This window comes from Brevibacterium sp. CSND-B09 (assembly GCF_052906525.1).
In genome coordinates this window covers 1,359,715-1,380,380 of record NZ_JBREGI010000001.1, presented here as the reverse complement: position 1 = coordinate 1,380,380, position 20,666 = coordinate 1,359,715, and the positions used below count along the sequence as shown (strand labels likewise).

Genomic DNA, 20,666 nt, shown 5'->3' with positions numbered 1-20,666 from the left:
CCCACCCGGCCGCCTCGGCGAGGATTAGCATGGAGGCATGAGCAAGCGGATCGTCATCATCGGTGCGGGACTGGCCGGCACGACCGCGGCGCGGGAACTGAACGCGCGCGGTCAGGCCGTCACCGTCATCGACCCCCAGGCCGGCGAAACGTGTGAGCGGCCGCCGCTGTCGAAGCACCTCTTCGACGGCTCCCGCCACCACCTGCCGTACCACCTCGAATCGACCGAGCACATCACCTTCGTCCGTGACCGGGCAGAAGAGATCACCCTCGCCGAGGCGGTCGCGGACTCCCGCTACACCGCCGAGACCCAGCGACACCCCCATCCGCTGGCGAACCACCACGCGACCGCGGGCACCATCCAGCTGGCTTCGGGGGAGTCCATCGACTTCACCCACTGCATTCTCGCCACCGGGATGGAGGCGAATCGCCCCGATGTCCCCGCTTATCCGGACGCCTTGCCGGTCTATGACCTCGGCGACGCCGAATGGATTCTTGAACGTGTGAATAGCGCAACCGAGGCCCTCAACGTCGGGGTGCTGGGCTCCGGTTATCTCGGAATGGAAGTGGCCACCTCGGCGGTGGCGGCCGGACACCACGCCACGGTCTACCTGCGCGGGGACGAACCCCTGCGCAAGCAGCTCTCCGCTCCCGTGAGGCAGGCGCTGTTCGACAAGCACAAGGCCGCCGGAGTCGAATTCGTCACCCACACTGCGAGCCCGGATGACATCCCGGCCGATGTTCACGACCTGTTCGTCACCAGCGTCGGGGCTCGCCCTCGGCTGATCCCGATCGATGGTCACCGACCCGCTCAGGCGTGGGGTGTGGATGAGAGTTTGGCAACATCCAATCCGGGTGTCTTCGCCGCTGGTGACTGTGCCATCGTCACCGCCGGACCCTATGCACTCGACCACCCCTGGGCCTGTGAACCGGTGGCCGAAAGCCACGGAAAATTCCTCGCTGAACTGCTCACTGAAGGATCAGACACGGCTTCGAACGACGGTGATAATGCGCCCGAATCCGCTTCAGATTCTGGGCCGGACGACGGTCCGAAAGTCTGGTCCGATGTTCCCTGGCACTGGAGCTTCCAAGGCCCGGAGAAGGTGTTCACGGCGGGCCTGACGAGCCCCGACGCCGACGATACGATCACCCGACACGACCCCAGCGGAGCGAAGTTCCAGGTCTTCCACTTCGACGGACCCGCCCCGGAGTCGGTGCTCGTCGGCGTCGAGACGTTCAACTGGCCCCCGATGCAGGCGGCCGCCCGACGGGTACTCGGCGGTAACAATATTCCGACGAGAGCTCAGATCGCCGACCCCGACTTCGACTTCAAGGCTCACAGCCGACTGTGAGTCTGCGCTAGTCTCATCCCGTAGACTCTTTCTGTTCTATCCCCAGTCGCCGACGAGAGAATTTTCTGTTCATGGATATGGCCAGGCTTGCTGCCGAGCACGGACTCGAGAGAGTCGGTGGACGGCCGTCTCTACCTCAGTACGTCAAACAGCTTCTCAACCGAAGCGACTTCACGTATACGCTAGCGAAGTACCGGATGCAGTCCGAGAACGAACGCAATCGCCTCGGCATGCTCTGGGTGCTTCTGCGTCCGGCGTTCTCCGCACTCATCTACGGCACAGTCTTCGGGTTCATCATGCGGGGCGCCACCGCCCGGCCCGACGATTTCGCCCCTTTCGTCATCATCGGCGTCTTCGTGCTCGAGTTCTTCAACACCTCGATGAACGGCGGATCGAAATCGATCATCTCGAACGCCTCTCTCGTCCAATCGCTGCCGTTCCCGCGCATCGTGCTGCCGATCGCCACGGTGTTCCAGAACCTGCTCAACTTCATTCCCACCTTCATCTTCATGGCACTTCTCGTCATGCTCTGGGGCGCGAAACCCGGTTGGGACTGGTTCCTCTTCATCCCCTTGGTCTTCCTGTTCTGGATCTTCAACCAGGGTGTGGCCTTCATCTTCGCCCGCGCAACGGTCCACTTCCGTGACCTCTCCCAGGTGACTCCGTTCATCTCCCGGATGATCTTCTACACCTCGGGCGTCTTCTTCGACCTCAAGGTCATGGTCGACAAGATCAACCCGTCCCTGCAGCCCTTCGCTGATTGGCAGCCGCTGAACAACGTCCTGGCGATCGCCCGCGGCATCCTCATGAAGGACGGTGTCATTCCCTACGACTACTTCTGGCACCTGGCCATCTGGGCATTCGGCATCTTCATCATCGGCTTCGTGTTCTTCTGGCAGGCCGAGGAAAGGTTCGGTCGTGATGAGTGAGACGAACGAAGAGCAGGCCTTCGACACCGGCAGCCTGCCCGAAGTGACGCGAAACAATCCTCCCGTCGTCGTCTGCGACAACGTCCACGTCCGGTACAAGACTCTGGCTACGGGCAAGAAGCTCAAGCTCGGCAGCAAGGACGTCATGTCCAAGCGCCGGGAGCTGAGAGAGGTCCACGCACTCAAAGGCATCAGCTTCGTCGCCCACAAGAACGAATCGATCGGCATCATCGGCAGCAACGGCTCGGGCAAGTCCACGCTCATGCGGTCGATCACCGGACTGACTCCGACCTCCGAGGGTGCGATCTATGCAACGTCTCGGCCGAACCTCCTCGGTGTCGGTGCCGCACTGATTCCGGATCTCTCGGGCGCCCGCAACATCGTCCTCGGGTCTCTGGCTCTGGGGCTCACTCGTGACGAGATCGATGCAAAGTTCGATGACATCGTCGAGTTCACCGGGCTTGAGGACTTCATCGACCTGCCGATGCGAACGTACTCCTCGGGTATGTCCCAGCGTCTGAAGTTCGCGATCGCGACCTCGGTGCAGCACGAGATCCTCATCGTCGACGAGGCGCTCAACGTCGGTGACAAGAAATTCCGTGACCGTTCCGAGGGTCGTATCCGAGCCATCCGTGAGAACGCCGGTACCGTCTTCCTCGTCTCGCACTCGATGCGCACGATCAAGGACACGTGCAACCGTGCACTGTGGATCGAGAAGGGCGAGCTGCTCGCCGACGGACCGGCGCTTGAGGTCATTCGCAAGTACCAGGCCTTCACCAAGGCCGAGAAGGCGAAGGAAAAGAATCAGGAAGAGCCGGCCTGAGCCCTAGTCTGCCCGGCCTTCGGCCCCTTGCGAACTCGGCCCCGTTCTCTGCTGAGGACGGGGCCGTTTCTTTCACTTCGCCGCAGCCAGCGACACCCTGAGCTCCACTGTCCGCGCTGTGCGGGGCCCTCACCAAATCGCCGCGGCGATGTGGTGAAAGGCGTCGACAACGACACTGACGTGACTCGTCACCTGCTGAGACTGCCTTTGCGGCCGGATACTACGGGACTACAATCGTCTCGCTGACGAGAACAGGGGGCATACTTGTCAGATCAGAGACTCCGACCGGGTCTGTGAATAAGCAACATCCGCCCGGGTGACGAGCAACGGTGCCTGCATCCTGCAATTCCACGATCCACCACCGGCTTCGCCAACCACGGCATCCCGGCACCTACAAGAAGAGGCACACGATGACTGAGACACCCGTCGAGTCCCGCGAAGACAAGTCGCGGGCCCGCAAGGCCGTAGTCGCGGCCGGACTGGGCAACGCCCTCGAATGGTATGACATCATCCTGTTCGGGTTCATGGCCACCTCGATCACCGCGGTCTTCTACCCCGGCGAAGGCCTGTCCGCGCAGCTGATGACCTGGGCGACCTTCGCCATCACCTTCGTCGTCCGCCCCCTCGGCGCGATCATCATCGGCCGCTACTCGGACAAGCACGGCCGCAAATCGGCCTTGTCGCTGACGATCGGTCTGATGACCCTCGGCGTGTTCATCATCGTCATCCTGCCCGGCGAAGCGACCATCGGCATCTGGGGCGCGATCGGCCTCATCATCGCCCGCATCATCCAGGGCATCTCCGCCGGCGGCGAATTCGGATCAGCCACAGCCTTCCTCACCGAGAACGCCAAGCGCGGTAAGGCCTACTACGCCTCCTTCCAGACCGCTACCCAGGGCATCTCGATGTTCCTGGCCGCCGGAATCTCGTGGATCCTCAGCTCGGCACTGAGCGAAGAGGCCCTGCACTCCTGGGGCTGGCGCGTGGCCTTCGCCCTCGGCCTGCTCATCGGACCCGTCGGCTGGTACATCCGCTCGAAGATGGATGACACTCCTGAGTTCAAGGCCGCCGAGAAGACCGACAACCCGCTTCGCGTCCTCCTCAGTGAGAACTTCGGTCGCCTGTTCTCCGCGTTCCTCATCATCGCGATGGCCACGATCTCGGTCTACCTCATCACCTTCCTGCCGCAGTTCGCCGTCACCAACCTCGGCCTCGACGCCTGGGCATCATTCCCCGGCGCCGTCGTCGCCGGTGTCATCACCCTCATCGGTGCCCCGTTCGCCGGCCGCCTGGCCGACCGGGTGGGACCGACGACCGTGATGATCCCGACGACCATCGTGGGCATCATCGTCGCCTGGCCGATGTTCATCCTCCTGACCGCGAATCCCTCGATCGAAGTCCTCACCTTGTGCGAGGCGATCGTCGGCCTGTTCATGGTCTTCTACTTCGGTCCGATGCCGGCGCTGCTGTCCGAACTGTTCCCCGTCAAGGTGCGCAGCTCCGGCATGACCATCGCCTACAGCTTCGGTGTCGCGATCTTCGGCGGCTTCGCCCCGCTCATCCTCACCGCACTGCTCGGCGCGACCGGTCTGCTGACCGTGCCCGGCTTCTACTACGCGGGACTGTCGCTGCTCTCCCTCATCGGCGTGATCATGGCCCGGAAGCTCTACAGCCAGCGCTGACCGCACCGCAGACCCGAACAGACCCGACCCCGCGATTGTGCGGAGTCGGGTCTGTTCGCGTGTTCTCGCCGGCTTATCGGCCTTCACCCGCAGGAATCCATGTGCTCGACGGGGTTTCCTCGCCTCGTTCAAGCCGGCCCGCGCATTTGGTTGCGTGTGCCTCGCGATAAGCGAGCTTGGCCTTGAACGACGGTATGGAAGAGGGAAGGAACGCCCTCGCCGAGGCGGTTCACCCGCCGACGGGCACCTCGACGCCAGCCTCCTCGGCCTTCCGCACCTTCGCTGCCGCACGTTCGATGCGCACGACGTGAGCCAGCAGTGCGAACCACACAAGCGCCAGGCCGGCGAGCGTCAGCCACACAGTCGACGAACCGAGGCCGAAGGCGAGCAAGATGGTGCGGACGTTCGTGAGAACGATGATTCCGCCCGCGGCGACCGCAAGCACCTTGGCCGGCAGCAGCTTCACCAGCCACGCGGCGAACGGTGCGGCGATGACGCCGCCGACGAGCAGCGCCGCCACGATCTGCCATTCGATGCCCTGCGATCCGAGCGCAATGAGGAACCCGAGCGAACCGCCGACCGCGACGATGAACTCGCTGGTGTCGATCGAGCCGACGACCTTGCGCGGCTCCAAACGTCCCGAGGACAGCAGCGTCGTCGTTCCGACCGGACCCCAGCCGCCCCCGCCGACCGAGTCGAGTGTGCCGCCGATGAGCCCGACGGGGACGAGCATCTTCGCGCTCGGCCGTGACTTGAACGTCGGACGCGCACCGCCGAGTGCCAGGAAACGCCAGATGACGTAGATGGCGAGCGCCAGCAGGATCCCTGAGATCCAAGGGGTCGCCGCTCCCCCGTCCAGGCTGGCGAGGAACGTCGACCCTGCGATCGCTCCGACGAACCCCGGGCCGGCCAGAATCGCGACGGTCCGCCAGTCGACATTGCCGAACTTGTGATGCGAGATCCCCGACACCAACGTCGTCCCCAATTTCAGAGAGGTGCACCGCCGCCGAGGCGGCCGCCGGTGCCGTACCCGCCGCGAGCAGCAGCGTGGTTGAGGTGACCCCATAGGCCATGCCCAGGGAACCGTCGATGAGCTGCGCGATGAGCCCGACTATTCCCAGGATGATGAGCTGACGCATGTGCTTGCCTTTCGTGGATGACGCGGAGGATGTGGAGGCGCAGAAGATTGGTGAGGCGTCGAAGATGCGGACGATGCCGGCAACGCAAAGACGCGTTGACAACACACACTAGCGAAACTGTTGAGCAGAAAGGAAAATCGGCAGCAATCCTACGAACTCGGTCGCCGTGTGTCGAAAGATGACGTCGAATGTCGATATTTCGCTGATGAACAGCCTGAATGCGACGCCGAGGCGGATGGGTTACGCTATGCGAATGCATTCAATCCAAACGATCACTGCTCGCCCTGGTTGCTCAGTCGTTGAGCAATCAGCCTGCCCGGTGACCTTGACGGCCCCGGGGCAGGTGCGGGAACGGGTGCAGAGGCTCGCGCAGAGAAACGCTGAGGAGCGGGCGCAATGACAGGGTTGCCGTCTGTGGGCCTGATCTCCCACGGAACCTCATCGCCGACCGGGCAGGTCCTCATCGAAGTGCTCGCGACAGAGATCGCCACGGACCTGCGTATTCGCGGGATTGCCGACGAGGTCATGCTCGGCCATGTGGACGTCCAAAAACCCGACGTCGACGAGGTGATCGCCCGACTGCCCGCCGACCGTCCGGTGATCCTCGTGCCGCTCCTGCTCTCGGCGGGGTATCACGTCCATGTCGACCTCGCTGAGGCGGTCGACCGTGCCGCTGAATCGGACCGTGACGTTCGACGAACGCCCACGCTTGGGCCCGACCCGAGGCTTGCAGAGATCCTCGCCGACCGCCTCCCGGCGCTTGGCGACAACGACGACGTCATCCTCGCCGCTGCCGGATCGAGTGACGAGCGGGCCAACGAATCCTGCCGCGAGATGGGCAGGCTGCTGGCCGCAGAACTCGAGCGCCCCGTCGAGGTCGGCTTCCTCGCCGGCGGAGGAGTGCCATTGAAAGACCTCGTCGGACAGAACCGCAGTCGCGGTGCCCGACCCGTGCTGGCGAACTACCTGCTGGCCCCCGGTTTCTTCGACGACCTCGCCCGCAAGCACGTTGAGGGCGGCACTGATTCGGCTGGCTTCCTCGCCCCGCCGCTTCTCACCGGAGGCGGCACCACGTCCGCCGTCCCGCCGAAACTCGTTGACATCGTCCGCGACCGAGTCCGAGAGGGCATCCGCGGCCAAGTTCGCGACGGTGTTCTCGCGGCCGGCCTCAACAGTGGCCACGGTGGCGCCCATGCCGAAGGCGGCTGTCCTGCCTACGTCCAACCTCACACCCAACCCCACAACCTCACCCCGCAGATGCTCAACGCTTAACCGCACCCACGCAACCGCCCACGGCAAGCCGTGACGCCATATGTCACTTCGTGACACAAACCCTTCGGTAATTGGTTGAGCAATTCGGCATTCATGTAGCGTGATTCATCACTGGTTCCCCTCAGCGTTTGGAGACAGCAATGTCCACTCAGGTGGAAGAGAACAAGGAAACGGCAGGTAAACAGGCCGCAAAGCGGCCCGCCCGCCCGAAGAAGTCCAATGGGCAGTGGAAGATCGACGGCCATGAACCGTTGAACAAAAACGAGATCGACAAGGCCGAAGACAACGGCCTCAACGTTCGCGCCCGGATTGAGACCATCTACTCCAAACGTGGATTCTCGTCGATCGACTCCGACGACCTGCACGGCCGCTTCCGCTGGTGGGGCCTGTACACGCAGCGCAAACCCGGAATCGATGGCGGCCGCACCGCGAAGCTCGAGCCGCATGAGCTCGAGGACGAGTACTTCATGCTGCGTGTCCGCATCGACGGCGGAAAGCTCACCACCGAGCAGCTGCGCACGATCGCCGACATCTCCACCGAATTCGCCCGCGACAGCGCCGACCTCACCGACCGCCAGAACATCCAGCTGCACTGGATCGAGATCGAGAACGTCCCCGAGATCTGGCGCCGACTCGAAGCCGTCGGCCTGCAGACAACCGAAGCCTGCGGCGACGTCCCCCGCGTCATCCTCGGCTCACCCGTCGCCGGCATCGCCGCCGACGAGCTCATCGACCCGACACCGGCGATCGAAGAGATCTCACGCCGCTACATCGGCGACCAGAGCCTGTCGAACCTGCCCCGCAAATACAAGACCGCGATCACCGGCCACCCCAGCCAGGACGTCGTCCACGAGATCAACGACTGCTCCTTCGTCGCCGTCGAACACCCCGAACACGGCATCGGCTACGACCTGTGGGTCGGCGGCGCCCTGTCCGTCGTCCCCCGCTTCGCCGAACGCCTCGGCGCCTGGGTCGCCCCCGACCAGGTCGTCGAGACCTGGCTGGGAGTGACCTCGATCTTCCGCGACTACGGCTTCCGCCGCCTGCGCAACAAGGCCCGCCTGAAGTTCCTGCTCGGCGATTGGGGTCCGGAGAAGTTCCGCGAGATCCTCGAGACCGAATACCTCGGATTCAAACTCGCCGACGGTCCGGCGCCGGCCAAGCCGATCACCGCCGGCGACCACGTCGGCGTGCACAAGCAGACCGACGGCCGCTACTACATCGGGGTCAGCCCCGTCGTCGGCCGCGTCTCGGGCACCCTGCTCAGCCAGGTCGCCGACCTTGCCGACAAGTACGGCTCCACCCGCCTGCGTACCACCCCGCACCAGAAGTTCCTCCTCCTCGACATCGAGGAGAAGGACGTCGAAGCCGTCGTCGCCGAGCTCGACGCCTTGGGCCTCTCCAGCCGCAAGGACCTCTTCCGCCGCTCGACGATCGCGTGCACCGGCATCGAATACTGCAAACTCGCCATCGTCGAGACCAAGCAGACCGCAGCCGACACCATCACCAAGCTCGAGGAGCGCCTCGCCGACATCGAGGAGCTGCCCCACCCGATCAGCTTCCACCTCAACGGCTGCCCGAACTCCTGCGCCCGCATCCAGACCGCCGACATCGGGCTCAAAGGCCAGATCGTCACCACCGACGACGGCGAACAGGTCCCCGGATTCCAGGTCCACGTCGGCGGAGGCTTGGCCTCGAAAGACCGCGACGAGGCCGGACTCGGCCGCACCGTCCGCGGACTCAAGGTCACCGCCGAGAACCTCGGCGACTACGTCGAGAAACTCGTCCGTCGCTTCCTCGCCGGGCGTGGGCAGACCGAGACTTTCTCCGAATGGGCCCACCGCGTTGACGAGGAGGAACTGGTATGACCCGTACGAACACGACCGCCACCGAGGCAACGCCCACCTCCGCAACCGCGGCGAAGGGAGGGGCAGCGACGCAGTCCCGCCCCGAACCGCGCCCCGTCGAGGAACTCAAAGCCCTCGCCGAGGCGGGTGCCCGTGAACTCGCCGGTGACCCGGAGAACGGTGTTCCCGAGGCCAATCCCGCCGACGTCATCCGCTGGGTGTCCCGGAACTTCGACACCGCGGCCTGCGCCGTGGCCTGCTCGATGGCCGACGCGGCACTGCCGCATTACGTCGCCCAGTACCAGCCCGGCGTCGACGTCCTCTTCCTCGACACCGGCTATCACTTCCGGGAGACCTATGACACCCGCAACGAGGTGGCTCGCCGTGTCGATGTCCACATCGTCGACGTCCTCCCGGAGCAGACCGTGGAAGAGCAGGACGCCGAATTCGGCAAGGACCTCTTCGCCCGCGACCCGGGCCTGTGCTGCGCCCGCCGTAAGGTCGCACCGTTGAAGAAGTCACTGAACGGCTACGAACTCTGGTTCACCGGAGTCCGCCGTGACGAGTCTCCCACCAGGACGAATACGCCGCTGATCACCTTCGATGAGAAGAACGGGCTCGTCAAGGTCAATCCTCTGGCCGCGTGGTCCTTCGATGATCTCCTCGACTATTCCCGCGCCTTCGACGTCCCGGTCAACCCGCTGCTTGACCAGGGGTACCCGTCGATCGGCTGCCAGCCCTGCACTCGCCCCGTCGCCGAAGGGGAAGACCCTCGCGCCGGCCGTTGGGCCGGATCGACCAAAACAGAATGCGGACTCCACACATGAGCATCGACACCCAGTTCAACCACGACACACACACCAACACCGAGGCGGTGCCCGCCCACAACCCGGGTGCGAGCCTGTCCACTCTCGACGTCCTCGAATCCGAAGCGATCCACATCATCCGTGAGGTCGCCGCCGAGTTCGAACGTCCCGTGCTGCTGTTCTCCGGCGGCAAGGACTCCGTGACGGTCCTCCACCTCGCGGCGAAGGCGTTCTGGCCGGCGAAGATCCCGTTCGGACTCCTCCACGTCGACACCGGACACAACTTCGACGAGATCATCCGCTTCCGCGATGAGACGGCAGAGAAGTACGGCCTCGACCTCACGGTGGCGAAGGTCCAGGACTACATCGACGACGGTCGCCTGCGCGAACGCCCCGACGGGACTCGCAACACCCTGCAGACCCAGCCGCTGCTCGACGCCATCACCGGCGGGAAGTTCGACGCCGTCTTCGGCGGCGCCCGCCGGGACGAGGACAAGGCCCGGGCGAAGGAGCGGATCCTGTCCCTCCGTGACGAATTCGGCGGCTGGAACCCCAGCAGCCAGCGCCCCGAACTGTGGAACCTCTTCAACGGCCGCCACCTGCCCGGCGAACACGTGCGCGTGTTCCCGATCTCGAACTTCACCGAACTCGACGTGTGGAGCTACATCGCCCGCGAAGGGATCGAACTGCCCGAGCTCTACTTCGCCCACGATCGCGAAGTCTTCCAGCGCGACGGTATGTGGTGGGCCACGGGCGAATTCTCCTCCCCCGCGCGACGGCGAGACCGTCACGACCAAGGAGGTCCGCTACCGCACCGTCGGAGATATGAGCTGCACCGGGGCCGTCGAATCGAGCGCCGATGACCTCGAGTCAATCCTCGCCGAGGTGGCCGCCACCACTGTGACCGAGCGCGGAGCCACTCGCGCCGACGACCGGATCTCGGCCGCGGCGATGGAAGACCGCAAGAAGGACGGGTACTTCTGATGACGACCACAACCACCACCGAAACAACCACCACCGAGGCGACGCCGACCTTGGACACGACGACGAAGACGCTGCTGCGCTTCGCCACCGCCGGATCCGTCGACGACGGCAAATCCACGCTCGTCGGCCGGCTCCTCCACGATGCGAAGGCGATCCTCGCCGACCAGCTCGCCGCCGTGACCGCGACCAGCCGGGAACGCGGATTCCTGGGAGGTGAGTTCGACTTCGCTCTGCTCACCGACGGTCTGCGGGCCGAACGCGAACAGGGCATCACCATCGACGTCGCCTACCGGTACTTCGCCACCGACCGTCGCTCATTCATCCTCGCCGACTGCCCCGGACACGTGCAGTACACCAGGAACATGGTCACGGGAGCCTCGACCGCCGATGCCGTCGTCGTCCTCATCGACGCCCGCACCGGCGCGACCGAACAGACCCGCCGGCACCTCACCGTCGTCTCCCGACTGGGCATCCGCCACGTCATCATCGCCGTCAACAAGATCGACCTCATCGACTACGACCAGGCAGCGATCGAGACCGTCGAGAACGACATCAAGACACTCGCCGACGAGATCGGCCTCGAGACCCCGCACCTCATTCCGATCTCCGCCCTGGCCGGGGACAATGTCGCCACGACCTCGGACAACACTCCCTGGTACACCGGGCCGGCACTGCTCGAACTCCTCGAGACCCTGCCGAGCACGGACGAAGACACCGCCGACCTCGAGGCCTTCCGCCTCGACGTGCAGACCGTGCTGCGTCCGCAAGGGGGCCTGGCACCGGGTCTCGACCCCGAGGAATTCCGGGACTACCGGGCGGTGGCCGGACAGATCACGGCCGGGCGGGTCAGCCTCGGCGATGAGATCGAGATCCACCCCGCCGGGCTGAAAACGACGGTGACCGGCATCGATACCGCCAGCGGTCCCCTTGAGACCGCGAGTGCGCCGCTGTCGGTGGCGCTGCGGCTGGCCGATGACGTCGATACCGCCCGTGGCAGCGTCATCGCCGCGGCCGGCACCCTGCCCACCCCGCGCCGGGAACTGCGCGCCGAGGTGTTCCCGTTCACCGCGGAGGGCCTGCGCACGGGGGATCGGGTGCTCATCAAGACGGGGACGACGACCGTGAAGGGGATCGTCACCATCGAGGCCAAACGCAACCTCGAGACCTCCGAGACCGAACCCGCCGAGGTGCTCGCCGGCAACGACATCGGCCTGGCCCGTGTGAAGCTGTCCGCCGAGCTGCCGGTCCCGGACTTCCGCGACCACGGCACGGCCGGAGCCTTCGTCGTCATCGACCCGCAGACAGGGAACACCCTCGCGGCCGGAATCCACACCCCCGAGGCGGCCCCCAGCCCCGAATCCATCGAGGACCAGTCATGACGCTCTTCCTCCCACAGCAGCCGGGCACGGTCCTGCTCGTCGGTGCCGGACCGGGCGATCTCGGACTGCTCACCGTCACCGGTCTGCGCGCATTGGAACGCGCCGACGTCATCGTGGCCGACCGCCTCGGCGCCAGATCGGTCATCGATCAGCTCGAAACCGAACGCGGTGCACCCCTGGACGCGGAGATCATCGACGTCGGCAAGCTGCCGGGGCACCATCCGGTGCCGCAGAGCGGGATCAACGACATCCTCATCACACAGGCGAAGCTCGGCCGTCGGGTCGTCCGACTCAAGGGCGGGGATCCGTTCGTCCTCGGACGTGGGGGAGAGGAGGTCATCGCCTGCCGGGCCGCCGGAGTCGATGTCCGCGTCGTTCCCGGGGTGACCAGCGCGAACTCCGTTCCCGCGGTCGCTGGAATCCCGCTCACCCACCGAGGCGTCGCCACCTCGTACACGGTCGTGACCGGTCACGACCAGCTCAGCGAGATCGGCGGGGGACGCGACCACACCGTCGTCGTGCTCATGGGAGTGGGCACACTCATCAATTCGGCGATGGTGCTCGCCCGATCCGGGCGCGGTGACGACTGCCCGGTCGCGATCGTCGAAGACGGTTTCGGTGAGAACCAACGAGTGACCATCGGAACCCTCGGCGACATCGCCTTCCGCGCGGCTCGCCGAGGCGTCCGCTCACCGGCCGTGATCGTTGCCGGTGATGTCGTGACCCTGAGCCCCTACGCCGATGGTGCGTTCACCCAGGCGACCGAGCCTGCCGCATCGGCATCCGAACTCGTGAGGAACCCATGACCTACATCATCGCCCAACCGTGCGTGGACCTGAAAGACCGAGCCTGCATCGAGGAATGCCCGGTCGACTGCATCTACGAAGGCACCCGTTCCCTCTACATCCACCCCGACGAATGCGTCGACTGCGGAGCGTGTGAACCTGTGTGCCCCGTCGAGGCGATCTTCTACGAAGACGATGTGCCTGATGAGTGGGAGGCCTACTACAAGGCGAACGTCGAATTCTTCGACGACATCGGCTCCCCGGGCGGAGCTGCCGCCCACGGGGTTGTCGACAAAGACCATCCCTTCATCGCAGCTCTGGCACCCCAGAACACCAACGACTGATCAAGGAAATCCATGCCTGCTATTCCCTTCAGAGTGGCCATCATCGGTGCCGGTCCCGCCGGCATCTACGCCGCCGACCTGCTGACCAAGGCCGAACATGACCTGGAACTGAGCATCGACCTCTTCGAACGCCTGCCCTCTCCTTTCGGGCTCGTCCGCTACGGTGTCGCTCCCGACCATCCGCGGATCAAGGGCATCATCAATGCGCTCATCAAGGTCCTCGACCGTGGTGACATCCGCCTGTTCGGCAACGTCGAATACGGGGCCGACATCAACCTCGGCGAGCTCACCGACCGCTACGATGCGGTGATCTTCTCCACCGGCTGCTTCGTCGACGCACCCCTGTCGCTGCCCGGCATCGACCTGCCCGGTTCCTATGGTGCCGCCGACTTCGTCAACTGGTACGACGCGCATCCTGATGTCGCCCAGACGTGGCCACTGGATGCGGAGAAGGTCGCTGTGCTCGGCAACGGAAACGTCGCCCTCGACGTGGCTCGGGTGCTCGCGAAGCAGGCCGATGACCTCCACACGACGGAGATTCCCGACCACGTCTATGAGGGGCTGAAGTCCTCGAAGGTCACCGATGTCCATGTGTTCGGACGGCGTGGCCCTGCGCAGGCGAAGTTCACGCCTCTCGAGCTGCGTGAACTCGGTCAGGTCGAAGACGTCGACATCATCGTCTATCCCGAGGACTACGAGTTCGATCAGGGGTCGCTCGAGGCCATCGAGTCGAGCAACCAGGTCAAGCAGGTGACGAAGACACTCACGGACTTTGCGATGCGGGAGGAGACCGGGGCGAAGCGGCGACTGCACCTGCACTTCCTCCACGCACCGGTGGCCATCCTCGGCGAGGATCGGGTGACCGGTCTGCGCACGGAACGTCAGGAACTCGACGGGACCGGTGGCGTCAACGGCACCGGGGACTTCCACGACTGGGACATCGATGCCGTGTACCGGGCCGTCGGCTATGCGGGAACGCAGCTGCCGCAGCTGCCCTTCGACGAGGCCAAGAAGGTCATCACGAATCACGAAGGACGCGTCGTCGACGCCGAAGATCAGGCTCATGCCGCCGAGGCAGACGTCATCCCCGGCGTGTACACGACCGGGTGGATCAAGCGCGGACCGGTCGGGCTCATCGGTCATACGAAGGGCGATGCGCTCGAGACGATCGGGCACATCCTCGACGATCAGGCCGCCGGGGCGCTCACCGAACCTCTGTACCCGGAGGAGTCCTCGATCGTCGAGCTCCTCGAGTCGAAGGGCGTCGACTTCACGGATTGGGAGGGCTATCACCGGCTCGAGGCCGCCGAGAAGGCCCTCGGCGAGGCTGAAGGTCGTGAGCGCGTGAAGATCGCGACCCGTGAGGCCATGCTCGCCGAGGCGCGCGCCCACCTGAACGCGGACGCGAACGCCGGGAGCTGAGGCCCGCGCCCACCGCGTCGGCACCCACCTCGAGGCGTAAACCTCACATAGTGACCCTCAACGTTCCACCATTCGACCCCGAACACCGAAAAGAGGTGTTCGGGGTCGTTTGAGTCTGTGACCTGGCCGTATAACACGGCTATGTAATTGACATCACACGCCGATCGGAGAAAACTAGCGGCGGATAAACTGCCGTCTACCCTGGGAGGCAAAGATGCCCTCACAAAGTTCCCTGTCGTCGGGCTCGCCCACGAGCGTGACCGTCGTCCATGACAAAGGGCTCAAACGCGATATCGGCAAGACCGGCCTGCTCTTCACCGGAGTCGGGTCGATCATCGGCTCCGGTTGGCTCTTCGGTGCCTTCGATGCCGCGAGCATGGCTGGTCCGGCCGCGATCCTGTCGTGGGCCCTGGGTGCGGTCCTCATCATCTTCGTGGCTCTGAACTACTCCGAACTCGGTGTCATGTTCCCCGTCGCCGGCGGTGTCGTGCGCTACCCGCACTATGCCTTCGGTTCGTTCGCCAGCTACACCAGCGGGTGGATCACGTGGCTGTCGGCGGCGGGAACCGTGGGCATCGAGGTGCTCGCGGCCGTCCAGTATGCCTCGAGCTATATGCCGTGGCTGATGGAGTCGAAGGAGGGGGTGCTCGTCCTCACGGTGCCGGGCATCTTCGTGAGCATTGCGATGGTCGCGGTCTTCTGCGTCATCAACATGTTCGGCGTGAAGTTCTTCGCCCAGTTCAACAACGTGCTCGTGTGGTGGAAGCTGATCGTCATCGTCCTGGTGTTCGTGGGACTGGCGCTGCTGGCGTTCAACCCCGGTCACTTCCATATGGCCGAGTTCGGCGGTTTCGCTCCCAACGGCATCGCCCCGATCTTCGCGGCCCTTCCAGCTGCGGGCATCGTTTTCTCCTACCTCGGATTCCGCCAGGGCGTGGAGTTCGCGGGTGAGACGAAGAACCCGCAGAGGAACGTGCCCTTCGCCGTCATCGGTTCGATCGTGCTCACCGGCATCATCTACATCCTCCTGCAGGTCGCGTTCATCGGCGCCATCCCCACCGACCTGCTCAAGGACGGTTGGGGCGGACTGTCGTTCTCGAACTCGGCGGGACCGTGGGCGGAGATCGCGATCATGCTCGGCGCGATGTGGCTGGCGATCATCCTCTACATCGACGCCGTCGTCTCTCCAGCCGACACTGGCCTGATCTTCACCGCGCTCACCCCGCGGCTGTCGTACTCGCAGGCACGCGTGGGCAATGCCCCGAGTGCCATGACGAAGCTGAACAAGAAGGGCATCCCGTGGTTCGGTCTGCTCATCACGTTCATCGTCGCCTGCTTCCTGTTCTTCCCGTTCCCGTCGTGGGCGAAGATGGTCGGGTTCATCACTTCCGGCACAGTCATCTCCTTCGGCTCCGGTCCGATCACGGTCGCGGCGCTGCGCCGGCAGCTGCCCGATCAGGAGCGTCCGTTCCGCCTGCCCGGCGGGGACGTCCTCCCGTTCCTCGGGTTCCTCGCCGCGAACCTCATCGTGTTCTGGACTGGGTGGGATACGAACTGGAAGCTGTTCCTGGCGATGGCCCTCGGCTACGTGGTCCTCGGCCTGCACTATGCATTCAGCGACCGCAGCAAGATCCCGCCTCTGCAGTTCAAGTCCGGTTGGTGGATGATCCTGTGGCTCGGCGGACTGGCCGTGCTCAGCTTGCTGAGCAACTACGGCGAGGGCGCCATGGGCGTGCTCACGTTCGGCTGGGGCGAGCTGGTCTGCACCATCTTCACCGCCATCGTCTTCTACGTCGGTATCAAGACCCGCCTGAAGTCGGCGGAGGTCGTCGCCAACGTCGAGAACACCAAGGAGACCGCAGCCGAACACATCGACGGGGAATGATCCCGTGACATGACGTCGATTCCATCGACGTCAGTAACCAAAACCCTCGCCGAGGTGGCCCGACCACAATGGTCGGACCGCCTCGGCCATGTTCGTTGTTTGATGACATCGTCGACCACGGGGCTTCGAACTCGCCGAGGCCAAGCAGCCCATCAAGTTTCACGAAGGTCCCGTCGGAATCCATCGAGGTCGACGTCCCAATCCACTATGACTATCGCGGTTCGGCCTCGGAGCTTTCCGTGCTCTGAGAACGGTCGGGTCCGCTGTTTCGAAACTCGTGATAGTAGTCGCCGAGTAGCAAGCGCAGGCTGTCTTCGGGATCGGCTGGCTTTTTCGTCAACCAATAGAGGAGGAATCCAAAGAGGGGCCAGGCGAGGACAATGACGTATTCCCCGATACTGCCAAGCGAGAGTGGTGTTCCGGGGACCAAGCTGACTACTACGAGAATCACACCTGCGGCACCACCGAGTGCAGGCAGCCAAGTCTGCCGTACCCGATAAGGGCGGCTGAGATGGGGGTGGGTGCGCCGCAACTGGTAGAAAGCCGCCACGGTGAAAATCCACATGAACGCCAAGTTGACCCCACCGGTGTTGAGGAACCAAGTGAGTCCACCCGGGCCGATCCAACCCATCGCCAGACCGGCAGCAGCTGTAAAGAGAAGGGCGTTTCGGGGAACTCCATATTTCGGGTCGACTGCACTGAGGAAGCGAGGGAGCATGCCCGCCCGTGACAGGGAGAATAGAAGGCGCGAGACTGCCGAGAACACAGCGAGGAACGTCGTGACGATTCCGAGGACGCCGATGGCGAAGGCCGCCATGGCCAACGGTGCAAATCCGGCTTCTCTGAATGCGTCGATCGTTCCGGCCTCGAGACCGGCCGTCTTCGTCCACGGGATGACCCACGCAGTGGCAGCGAAGATGATCGCGTAAAAGGCCCCGGCTACGATTACGGCGAAGATGACGATCGTGCCCACCTTCTTCGGTGAGATCTTCGCTTCTTCGGCCATGACAGCGACGATGCTGAAGCCGGTAAGGAAACCTAGGGCAGGAAGAATGAACTTCGTTGACGAGACGAGCGCACCGGCGACGTTCTGGTTTTCTGGGGAGAATGCGGGGAAGAAGTTGCTGGGTTCGCCGTGTCCGAATCCGACGACGACAATGATGGCGCCGAGGCCAACCATGATGAGGAAGAGGACGAGCTGGGCCGAAAAGGCCAGCTGAGCTCCGAACCAATTGAGTCCGAGCATGATGAGCATCAGCACTACGCCTAGCGCGAGCACTGGCAGGTAGACGGTCTCTCCGCCAATGGCATAGAGCGGGACGGATTCCATGCTCGGAACTACCTGGGCGAGGAGGAAGCCGGCGGCAGTGACGTAGAAGGCGACAATGCCTACGTAGATTCCAATAGCGATCCAACCGACGAGGAATCCGACGGGCCGATTGAACGCGGCGAAAGCGTAAACGAACTCACCGCCGGCCCGTGGGAATGCGGCAGTCAGCTCGCTGATGGCCAGCGCGACGCAGGCGGCGAGGAACGTGGCTCCGATCATGCCGAGGATCACTCCTCCTGCCCCGAATTCGGAGAAGAAGGCGCTAGAGAGGTAGAGGAAACTGGACCCGATTACGCCAGCTGCGCCAAGGGCGATCAGGGTGCCGGCGCCGAGCGTCTTCTTCAGTTCGGCCATGACATGTTCTCCGTTCGAAAGGTGTCATTGTGGCTCTCTCGCGTCGCGCGCGACTTGAGCAGCTGTTTGTCGATCTTGTGGTTAGGCAGGTGCGGTAGTGCGCCGATGTGGATCTCCTTCGGCACCTTGAAATTGGCGAGCTCGGCCCGGGCGGCAGTGCGTAGCTCGTCCGCATTCAGATTCGCTGCACCTTCAACGAAGGCGACTCCGACTTCGCCGAATTTTTCGTCAGGCCGTGGAACGACTGCCACAGCGGCGACTCCCGGAAGGGCTTCGAGAACCGCTTCGATCTCGCGCGGATAGACGTTATAGCCTCCCGACTTGAACATCTCGTGGGTACGGCCGATGAGGTGGAGATTGCCATCTGCATCGAGTTCGCCGATGTCACCGGTGCGCAGCCATCCATCGGGAGTGAACGCTTCGGCGGTCTTCTCCTTGAGGTTGAGATATCCGAGCATCACTGTCGGGTGTTTGACGCATATTTCGCCGGGACCGTTTGCCGAGCTCCATTCGCCGTCTTTAGTTAGGAAGCGGATCTGTAGTTCGGGGTCCGGTTCGCCCACTGAGGTGTTGAGTTCTTCATTCGTCGCGCCAGGCCGGCTGTAAGACACCGATGAGGTCACTTCCGTGAGTCCATAGGTGTTCTGCACATCGATTCCTCGGCTGCGGAACGCATTGATGAGCTTTTCACTTAACGTTCCTCCACCCCATCCGACAGCACTGAGGGAGGACAGGTCGGTTGAGTCGAAACTCTCGTGCTCGACGATCATCTGGAGTTGGGCAGGAATCTGGAAGAGTGTGCTCACCTCATGAGTCTCGATGAGCTGAAGGGTCAGTCCAGGATCGAACAGATCGGTGAAGATCAAGGTGCCGCCGGCGTGGAGACTCACACTGCACAGATCGCCGACGCATCCAATATGGTTGATTGGCTGATTGATGATGATGCGTGGGTGGTCGACTCCCCATCTCTTGGATTGGATGTGGGCGAGTCGGGATAGTCCGGAATGCCGTACGAGAGCCCCTTTGGGGGCTCCGGTCGTTCCGGAAGTGTAGACCAGGATGGACGGCTGTTCGACGGTGACCTCGCTGCGCGCACGATCGAGCTGTTCCACGGAAACGGAGTCTGCCGATTCGAGGAATGAAGCGATCCTCGCCTGCTGACTTGGAGCACTTCCTTCTGGATCGAGGTCACTTCGGTTCTCGGTGTCTGTGAACACTACGATCGGTGAGTCGAGTCCCAGATGGTTGACCGTCGACGTTAGCCGTTCGAGAAGGTCCGCTTCCACTTCGGGGCCGAGGACGAATAGGATTTCGGGGGCTGAGTCTCCGACGATGTGGAGCAGCTCCCTTTCGGTGTACTTGGGGTTGAGACCCTGCCAGATTGCGCCGATGGAAGTCGCAGCGAGGTAGCTGATGAGAAACTCCGGCCGCGGTGTGCTCATCATCGCGACTCGATCGCCTGGTGTGATGCCATGGGCTAACAGTGCTCGTGCGAAACGGTCGATCTCGGCTCCGAGCTCGGCGTAGGTCCACGTCCTTGAACCGAAGATCAAGGCCCGTTTATGCGGCTGCTGGCGGGACCATTCGAGAACGTCTGTGAAGATCGGACGGAACTGTGTGGTGTCGCCAGAGAGCCACCAGTCGCGTGTGGCTGTGTTTGCCTGAATCATATTTCTCCTCCGCTTTGGCCGGTCATTCGGCTTCGTTGGGGCCGTCGATGAGCATCGTTTTCCAGATGGCGTGCATCGCTGTTGAGCCATCGTCGGTCTCAACGGAGTGCTCGGACGTGATGATCGAACGCGTTGGAGTCCTGGTTTCGACGTTGACGACCGTCCGGTGGTAGCGGATCCGCTGTCCGACGAAGACCGGGTTGGTGAATCGCACTCTGTCGAGACCGTAGTTGAATCCATAGAGGCCGACGCGATTGCTCAGGGGATCGGCGAACTCGACGTGCATGAGTATTGACAGAAGCATGAAACCATCAACAAGGTCGGGCCCAAGCACGTTGTTCTTGCTGATCGTCGTGTCAACAGATGCTGCGTCGAGAAAGGTCGAATGAGCGAACTCTCTGAGGTGGTCGCTGTCGATTGTCAGCCATTTCGATGTGGATGAAGTCCCGAGATAGCGAGAGAGCTCCTCGGCGAGGTCAGTTGGCATTCTTCTGCTCCTTTGCATGAAGTCGATCGCACAACGAGGAAAGATCGCGGCGACAGCAGGCGATAAGCAAGTGATTACTTATATTTGCCTTTTCAGAGCATAGGACGGGGAGGTGAGAGTCGTCAACGCCTTTTTCGGACAGGTTTGAGGAGGGTCGGGTACTGCCTTCAGCCGTGA

General features: G+C 63.5%; 16 protein-coding genes and 1 pseudogene. 13 read left to right on the top strand and 4 right to left on the bottom strand.

What is annotated here, in order from left to right:
* Positions 1-37: 37 nt before the first annotated feature.
* The 4 genes from ACU4IU_RS06370 (at position 38) to ACU4IU_RS06355 (ending at position 4,785) form a co-directional block, all read left to right on the top strand.
* The gene (locus tag ACU4IU_RS06370; protein ID WP_172172287.1) at positions 38-1,351 is read left to right on the top strand and encodes an FAD-dependent oxidoreductase; all 1,314 of its coding nucleotides are present in this window, start codon (positions 38-40) and stop codon (positions 1,349-1,351) included.
* 71 nt (positions 1,352-1,422) lie between these two features.
* The gene (locus ACU4IU_RS06365) at positions 1,423-2,280 is read left to right on the top strand and encodes an ABC transporter permease (protein WP_139469989.1); all 858 of its coding nucleotides are present in this window, start codon (positions 1,423-1,425) and stop codon (positions 2,278-2,280) included.
* Positions 2,273-3,103, top strand: coding sequence for an ABC transporter ATP-binding protein (locus ACU4IU_RS06360; protein WP_139469991.1), 831 nt, complete (start codon positions 2,273-2,275; stop codon positions 3,101-3,103). The genes ACU4IU_RS06365 and ACU4IU_RS06360 overlap by 8 nt, the downstream gene beginning before the upstream one ends.
* Before the next feature lie 410 nt (positions 3,104-3,513).
* Positions 3,514-4,785 carry an MFS transporter gene (locus tag ACU4IU_RS06355; protein WP_446656209.1) on the top strand — a complete coding sequence of 424 codons (1,272 nt, stop codon included), beginning with the start codon at positions 3,514-3,516 and terminating at the stop codon, positions 4,783-4,785.
* Between the two features lie 229 nt (positions 4,786-5,014).
* Here the strand turns inward: ACU4IU_RS06355 and ACU4IU_RS06350 are convergent, their stop codons facing one another.
* The gene (locus ACU4IU_RS06350; RefSeq protein ID WP_446656208.1) at positions 5,015-5,755 is read right to left on the bottom strand and encodes a sulfite exporter TauE/SafE family protein; all 741 of its coding nucleotides are present in this window, start codon (positions 5,753-5,755) and stop codon (positions 5,015-5,017) included.
* A gap of 565 nt (positions 5,756-6,320) precedes the next feature.
* Between ACU4IU_RS06350 and ACU4IU_RS06345 the strand changes: the two genes are divergently transcribed.
* The 9 genes and pseudogenes from ACU4IU_RS06345 (at position 6,321) to ACU4IU_RS06305 (ending at position 16,648) form a co-directional block, all read left to right on the top strand.
* Positions 6,321-7,196 carry a sirohydrochlorin chelatase gene (locus ACU4IU_RS06345; protein ID WP_446656207.1) on the top strand — a complete coding sequence of 292 codons (876 nt, stop codon included), beginning with the start codon at positions 6,321-6,323 and terminating at the stop codon, positions 7,194-7,196.
* 140 nt (positions 7,197-7,336) lie between these two features.
* Positions 7,337-9,064 carry a nitrite/sulfite reductase gene (locus ACU4IU_RS06340; RefSeq protein WP_446656206.1) on the top strand — a complete coding sequence of 576 codons (1,728 nt, stop codon included), beginning with the start codon at positions 7,337-7,339 and terminating at the stop codon, positions 9,062-9,064.
* Positions 9,061-9,870, top strand: coding sequence for a phosphoadenylyl-sulfate reductase (locus tag ACU4IU_RS06335; protein WP_446656205.1), 810 nt, complete (start codon positions 9,061-9,063; stop codon positions 9,868-9,870). Before ACU4IU_RS06340 ends, ACU4IU_RS06335 begins: the two co-directional genes overlap by 4 nt.
* Before the next feature lie 74 nt (positions 9,871-9,944).
* Positions 9,945-10,833 (top strand): annotated as a pseudogene (gene cysD / locus ACU4IU_RS06330) (sulfate adenylyltransferase subunit CysD); the annotation flags it as partial.
* Positions 10,833-12,212 (top strand): sulfate adenylyltransferase subunit 1, encoded by a 1,380-nt coding sequence (locus ACU4IU_RS06325; RefSeq protein WP_446656204.1) that lies wholly within the window; start codon positions 10,833-10,835, stop codon positions 12,210-12,212. The pseudogene cysD and the gene ACU4IU_RS06325, both read left to right, overlap by 1 nt.
* The gene (cobA, locus tag ACU4IU_RS06320; protein ID WP_259358551.1) at positions 12,209-13,018 is read left to right on the top strand and encodes a uroporphyrinogen-III C-methyltransferase; all 810 of its coding nucleotides are present in this window, start codon (positions 12,209-12,211) and stop codon (positions 13,016-13,018) included. Before ACU4IU_RS06325 ends, cobA begins: the two co-directional genes overlap by 4 nt.
* Complete coding sequence (gene fdxA / locus ACU4IU_RS06315; RefSeq protein WP_446656203.1) at positions 13,015-13,341, top strand: ferredoxin; 327 nt, start codon at positions 13,015-13,017, stop codon at positions 13,339-13,341. Before cobA ends, fdxA begins: the two co-directional genes overlap by 4 nt.
* Positions 13,342-13,353: 12 nt before the next feature.
* Positions 13,354-14,763 (top strand): FAD-dependent oxidoreductase, encoded by a 1,410-nt coding sequence (locus tag ACU4IU_RS06310; RefSeq protein WP_446656202.1) that lies wholly within the window; start codon positions 13,354-13,356, stop codon positions 14,761-14,763.
* Positions 14,764-14,977: 214 nt separating this feature from the next.
* Positions 14,978-16,648, top strand: a complete 1,671-nt coding sequence (locus ACU4IU_RS06305) for an APC family permease (protein WP_446656201.1) — start codon at positions 14,978-14,980, stop codon at positions 16,646-16,648.
* A gap of 211 nt (positions 16,649-16,859) precedes the next feature.
* Here ACU4IU_RS06305 and ACU4IU_RS06300 read toward each other — a convergent pair whose 3' ends face one another.
* Genes ACU4IU_RS06300 through ACU4IU_RS06290 form a run of 3 tightly spaced genes read right to left on the bottom strand, consistent with a single transcriptional unit; the run spans position 16,860 to position 20,489 of the window.
* Positions 16,860-18,332 carry an APC family permease gene (locus ACU4IU_RS06300; RefSeq protein WP_446656200.1) on the bottom strand — a complete coding sequence of 491 codons (1,473 nt, stop codon included), beginning with the start codon at positions 18,330-18,332 and terminating at the stop codon, positions 16,860-16,862.
* Positions 18,320-20,002: a class I adenylate-forming enzyme family protein gene (locus ACU4IU_RS06295; protein ID WP_446656199.1), complete on the bottom strand. Its 1,683-nt coding sequence runs from the start codon at positions 20,000-20,002 to the stop codon at positions 18,320-18,322. Before ACU4IU_RS06295 ends, ACU4IU_RS06300 begins: the two co-directional genes overlap by 13 nt.
* Before the next feature lie 22 nt (positions 20,003-20,024).
* The gene (locus ACU4IU_RS06290; RefSeq protein WP_446656198.1) at positions 20,025-20,489 is read right to left on the bottom strand and encodes a MaoC family dehydratase; all 465 of its coding nucleotides are present in this window, start codon (positions 20,487-20,489) and stop codon (positions 20,025-20,027) included.
* Positions 20,490-20,666: the final 177 nt, after the last annotated feature.

Excerpts from the sequence above, each read along its gene's own strand:
- ACU4IU_RS06370 (WP_172172287.1), top strand. The coding sequence starts at position 38 with ATGAGCAAGCGGATCGTCATCATCGGTGCGGGACTGGCCGGCACGACC.
- ACU4IU_RS06365 (WP_139469989.1), top strand. The coding sequence starts at position 1,423 with ATGGATATGGCCAGGCTTGCTGCCGAGCACGGACTCGAGAGAGTCGGT.
- ACU4IU_RS06360 (WP_139469991.1), top strand. The coding sequence starts at position 2,273 with ATGAGTGAGACGAACGAAGAGCAGGCCTTCGACACCGGCAGCCTGCCC.
- ACU4IU_RS06355 (WP_446656209.1), top strand. The coding sequence starts at position 3,514 with ATGACTGAGACACCCGTCGAGTCCCGCGAAGACAAGTCGCGGGCCCGC.
- ACU4IU_RS06345 (WP_446656207.1), top strand. The coding sequence starts at position 6,321 with ATGACAGGGTTGCCGTCTGTGGGCCTGATCTCCCACGGAACCTCATCG.
- ACU4IU_RS06340 (WP_446656206.1), top strand. The coding sequence starts at position 7,337 with ATGTCCACTCAGGTGGAAGAGAACAAGGAAACGGCAGGTAAACAGGCC.
- ACU4IU_RS06335 (WP_446656205.1), top strand. The coding sequence starts at position 9,061 with ATGACCCGTACGAACACGACCGCCACCGAGGCAACGCCCACCTCCGCA.
- ACU4IU_RS06325 (WP_446656204.1), top strand. The coding sequence starts at position 10,833 with ATGACGACCACAACCACCACCGAAACAACCACCACCGAGGCGACGCCG.
- cobA (WP_259358551.1), top strand. The coding sequence starts at position 12,209 with ATGACGCTCTTCCTCCCACAGCAGCCGGGCACGGTCCTGCTCGTCGGT.
- fdxA (WP_446656203.1), top strand. The coding sequence starts at position 13,015 with ATGACCTACATCATCGCCCAACCGTGCGTGGACCTGAAAGACCGAGCC.
- ACU4IU_RS06310 (WP_446656202.1), top strand. The coding sequence starts at position 13,354 with ATGCCTGCTATTCCCTTCAGAGTGGCCATCATCGGTGCCGGTCCCGCC.
- ACU4IU_RS06305 (WP_446656201.1), top strand. The coding sequence starts at position 14,978 with ATGCCCTCACAAAGTTCCCTGTCGTCGGGCTCGCCCACGAGCGTGACC.
- ACU4IU_RS06300 (WP_446656200.1), bottom strand. The coding sequence starts at position 18,332 with ATGGCCGAACTGAAGAAGACGCTCGGCGCCGGCACCCTGATCGCCCTT.
- ACU4IU_RS06295 (WP_446656199.1), bottom strand. The coding sequence starts at position 20,002 with ATGATTCAGGCAAACACAGCCACACGCGACTGGTGGCTCTCTGGCGAC.
- ACU4IU_RS06290 (WP_446656198.1), bottom strand. The coding sequence starts at position 20,489 with ATGCCAACTGACCTCGCCGAGGAGCTCTCTCGCTATCTCGGGACTTCA.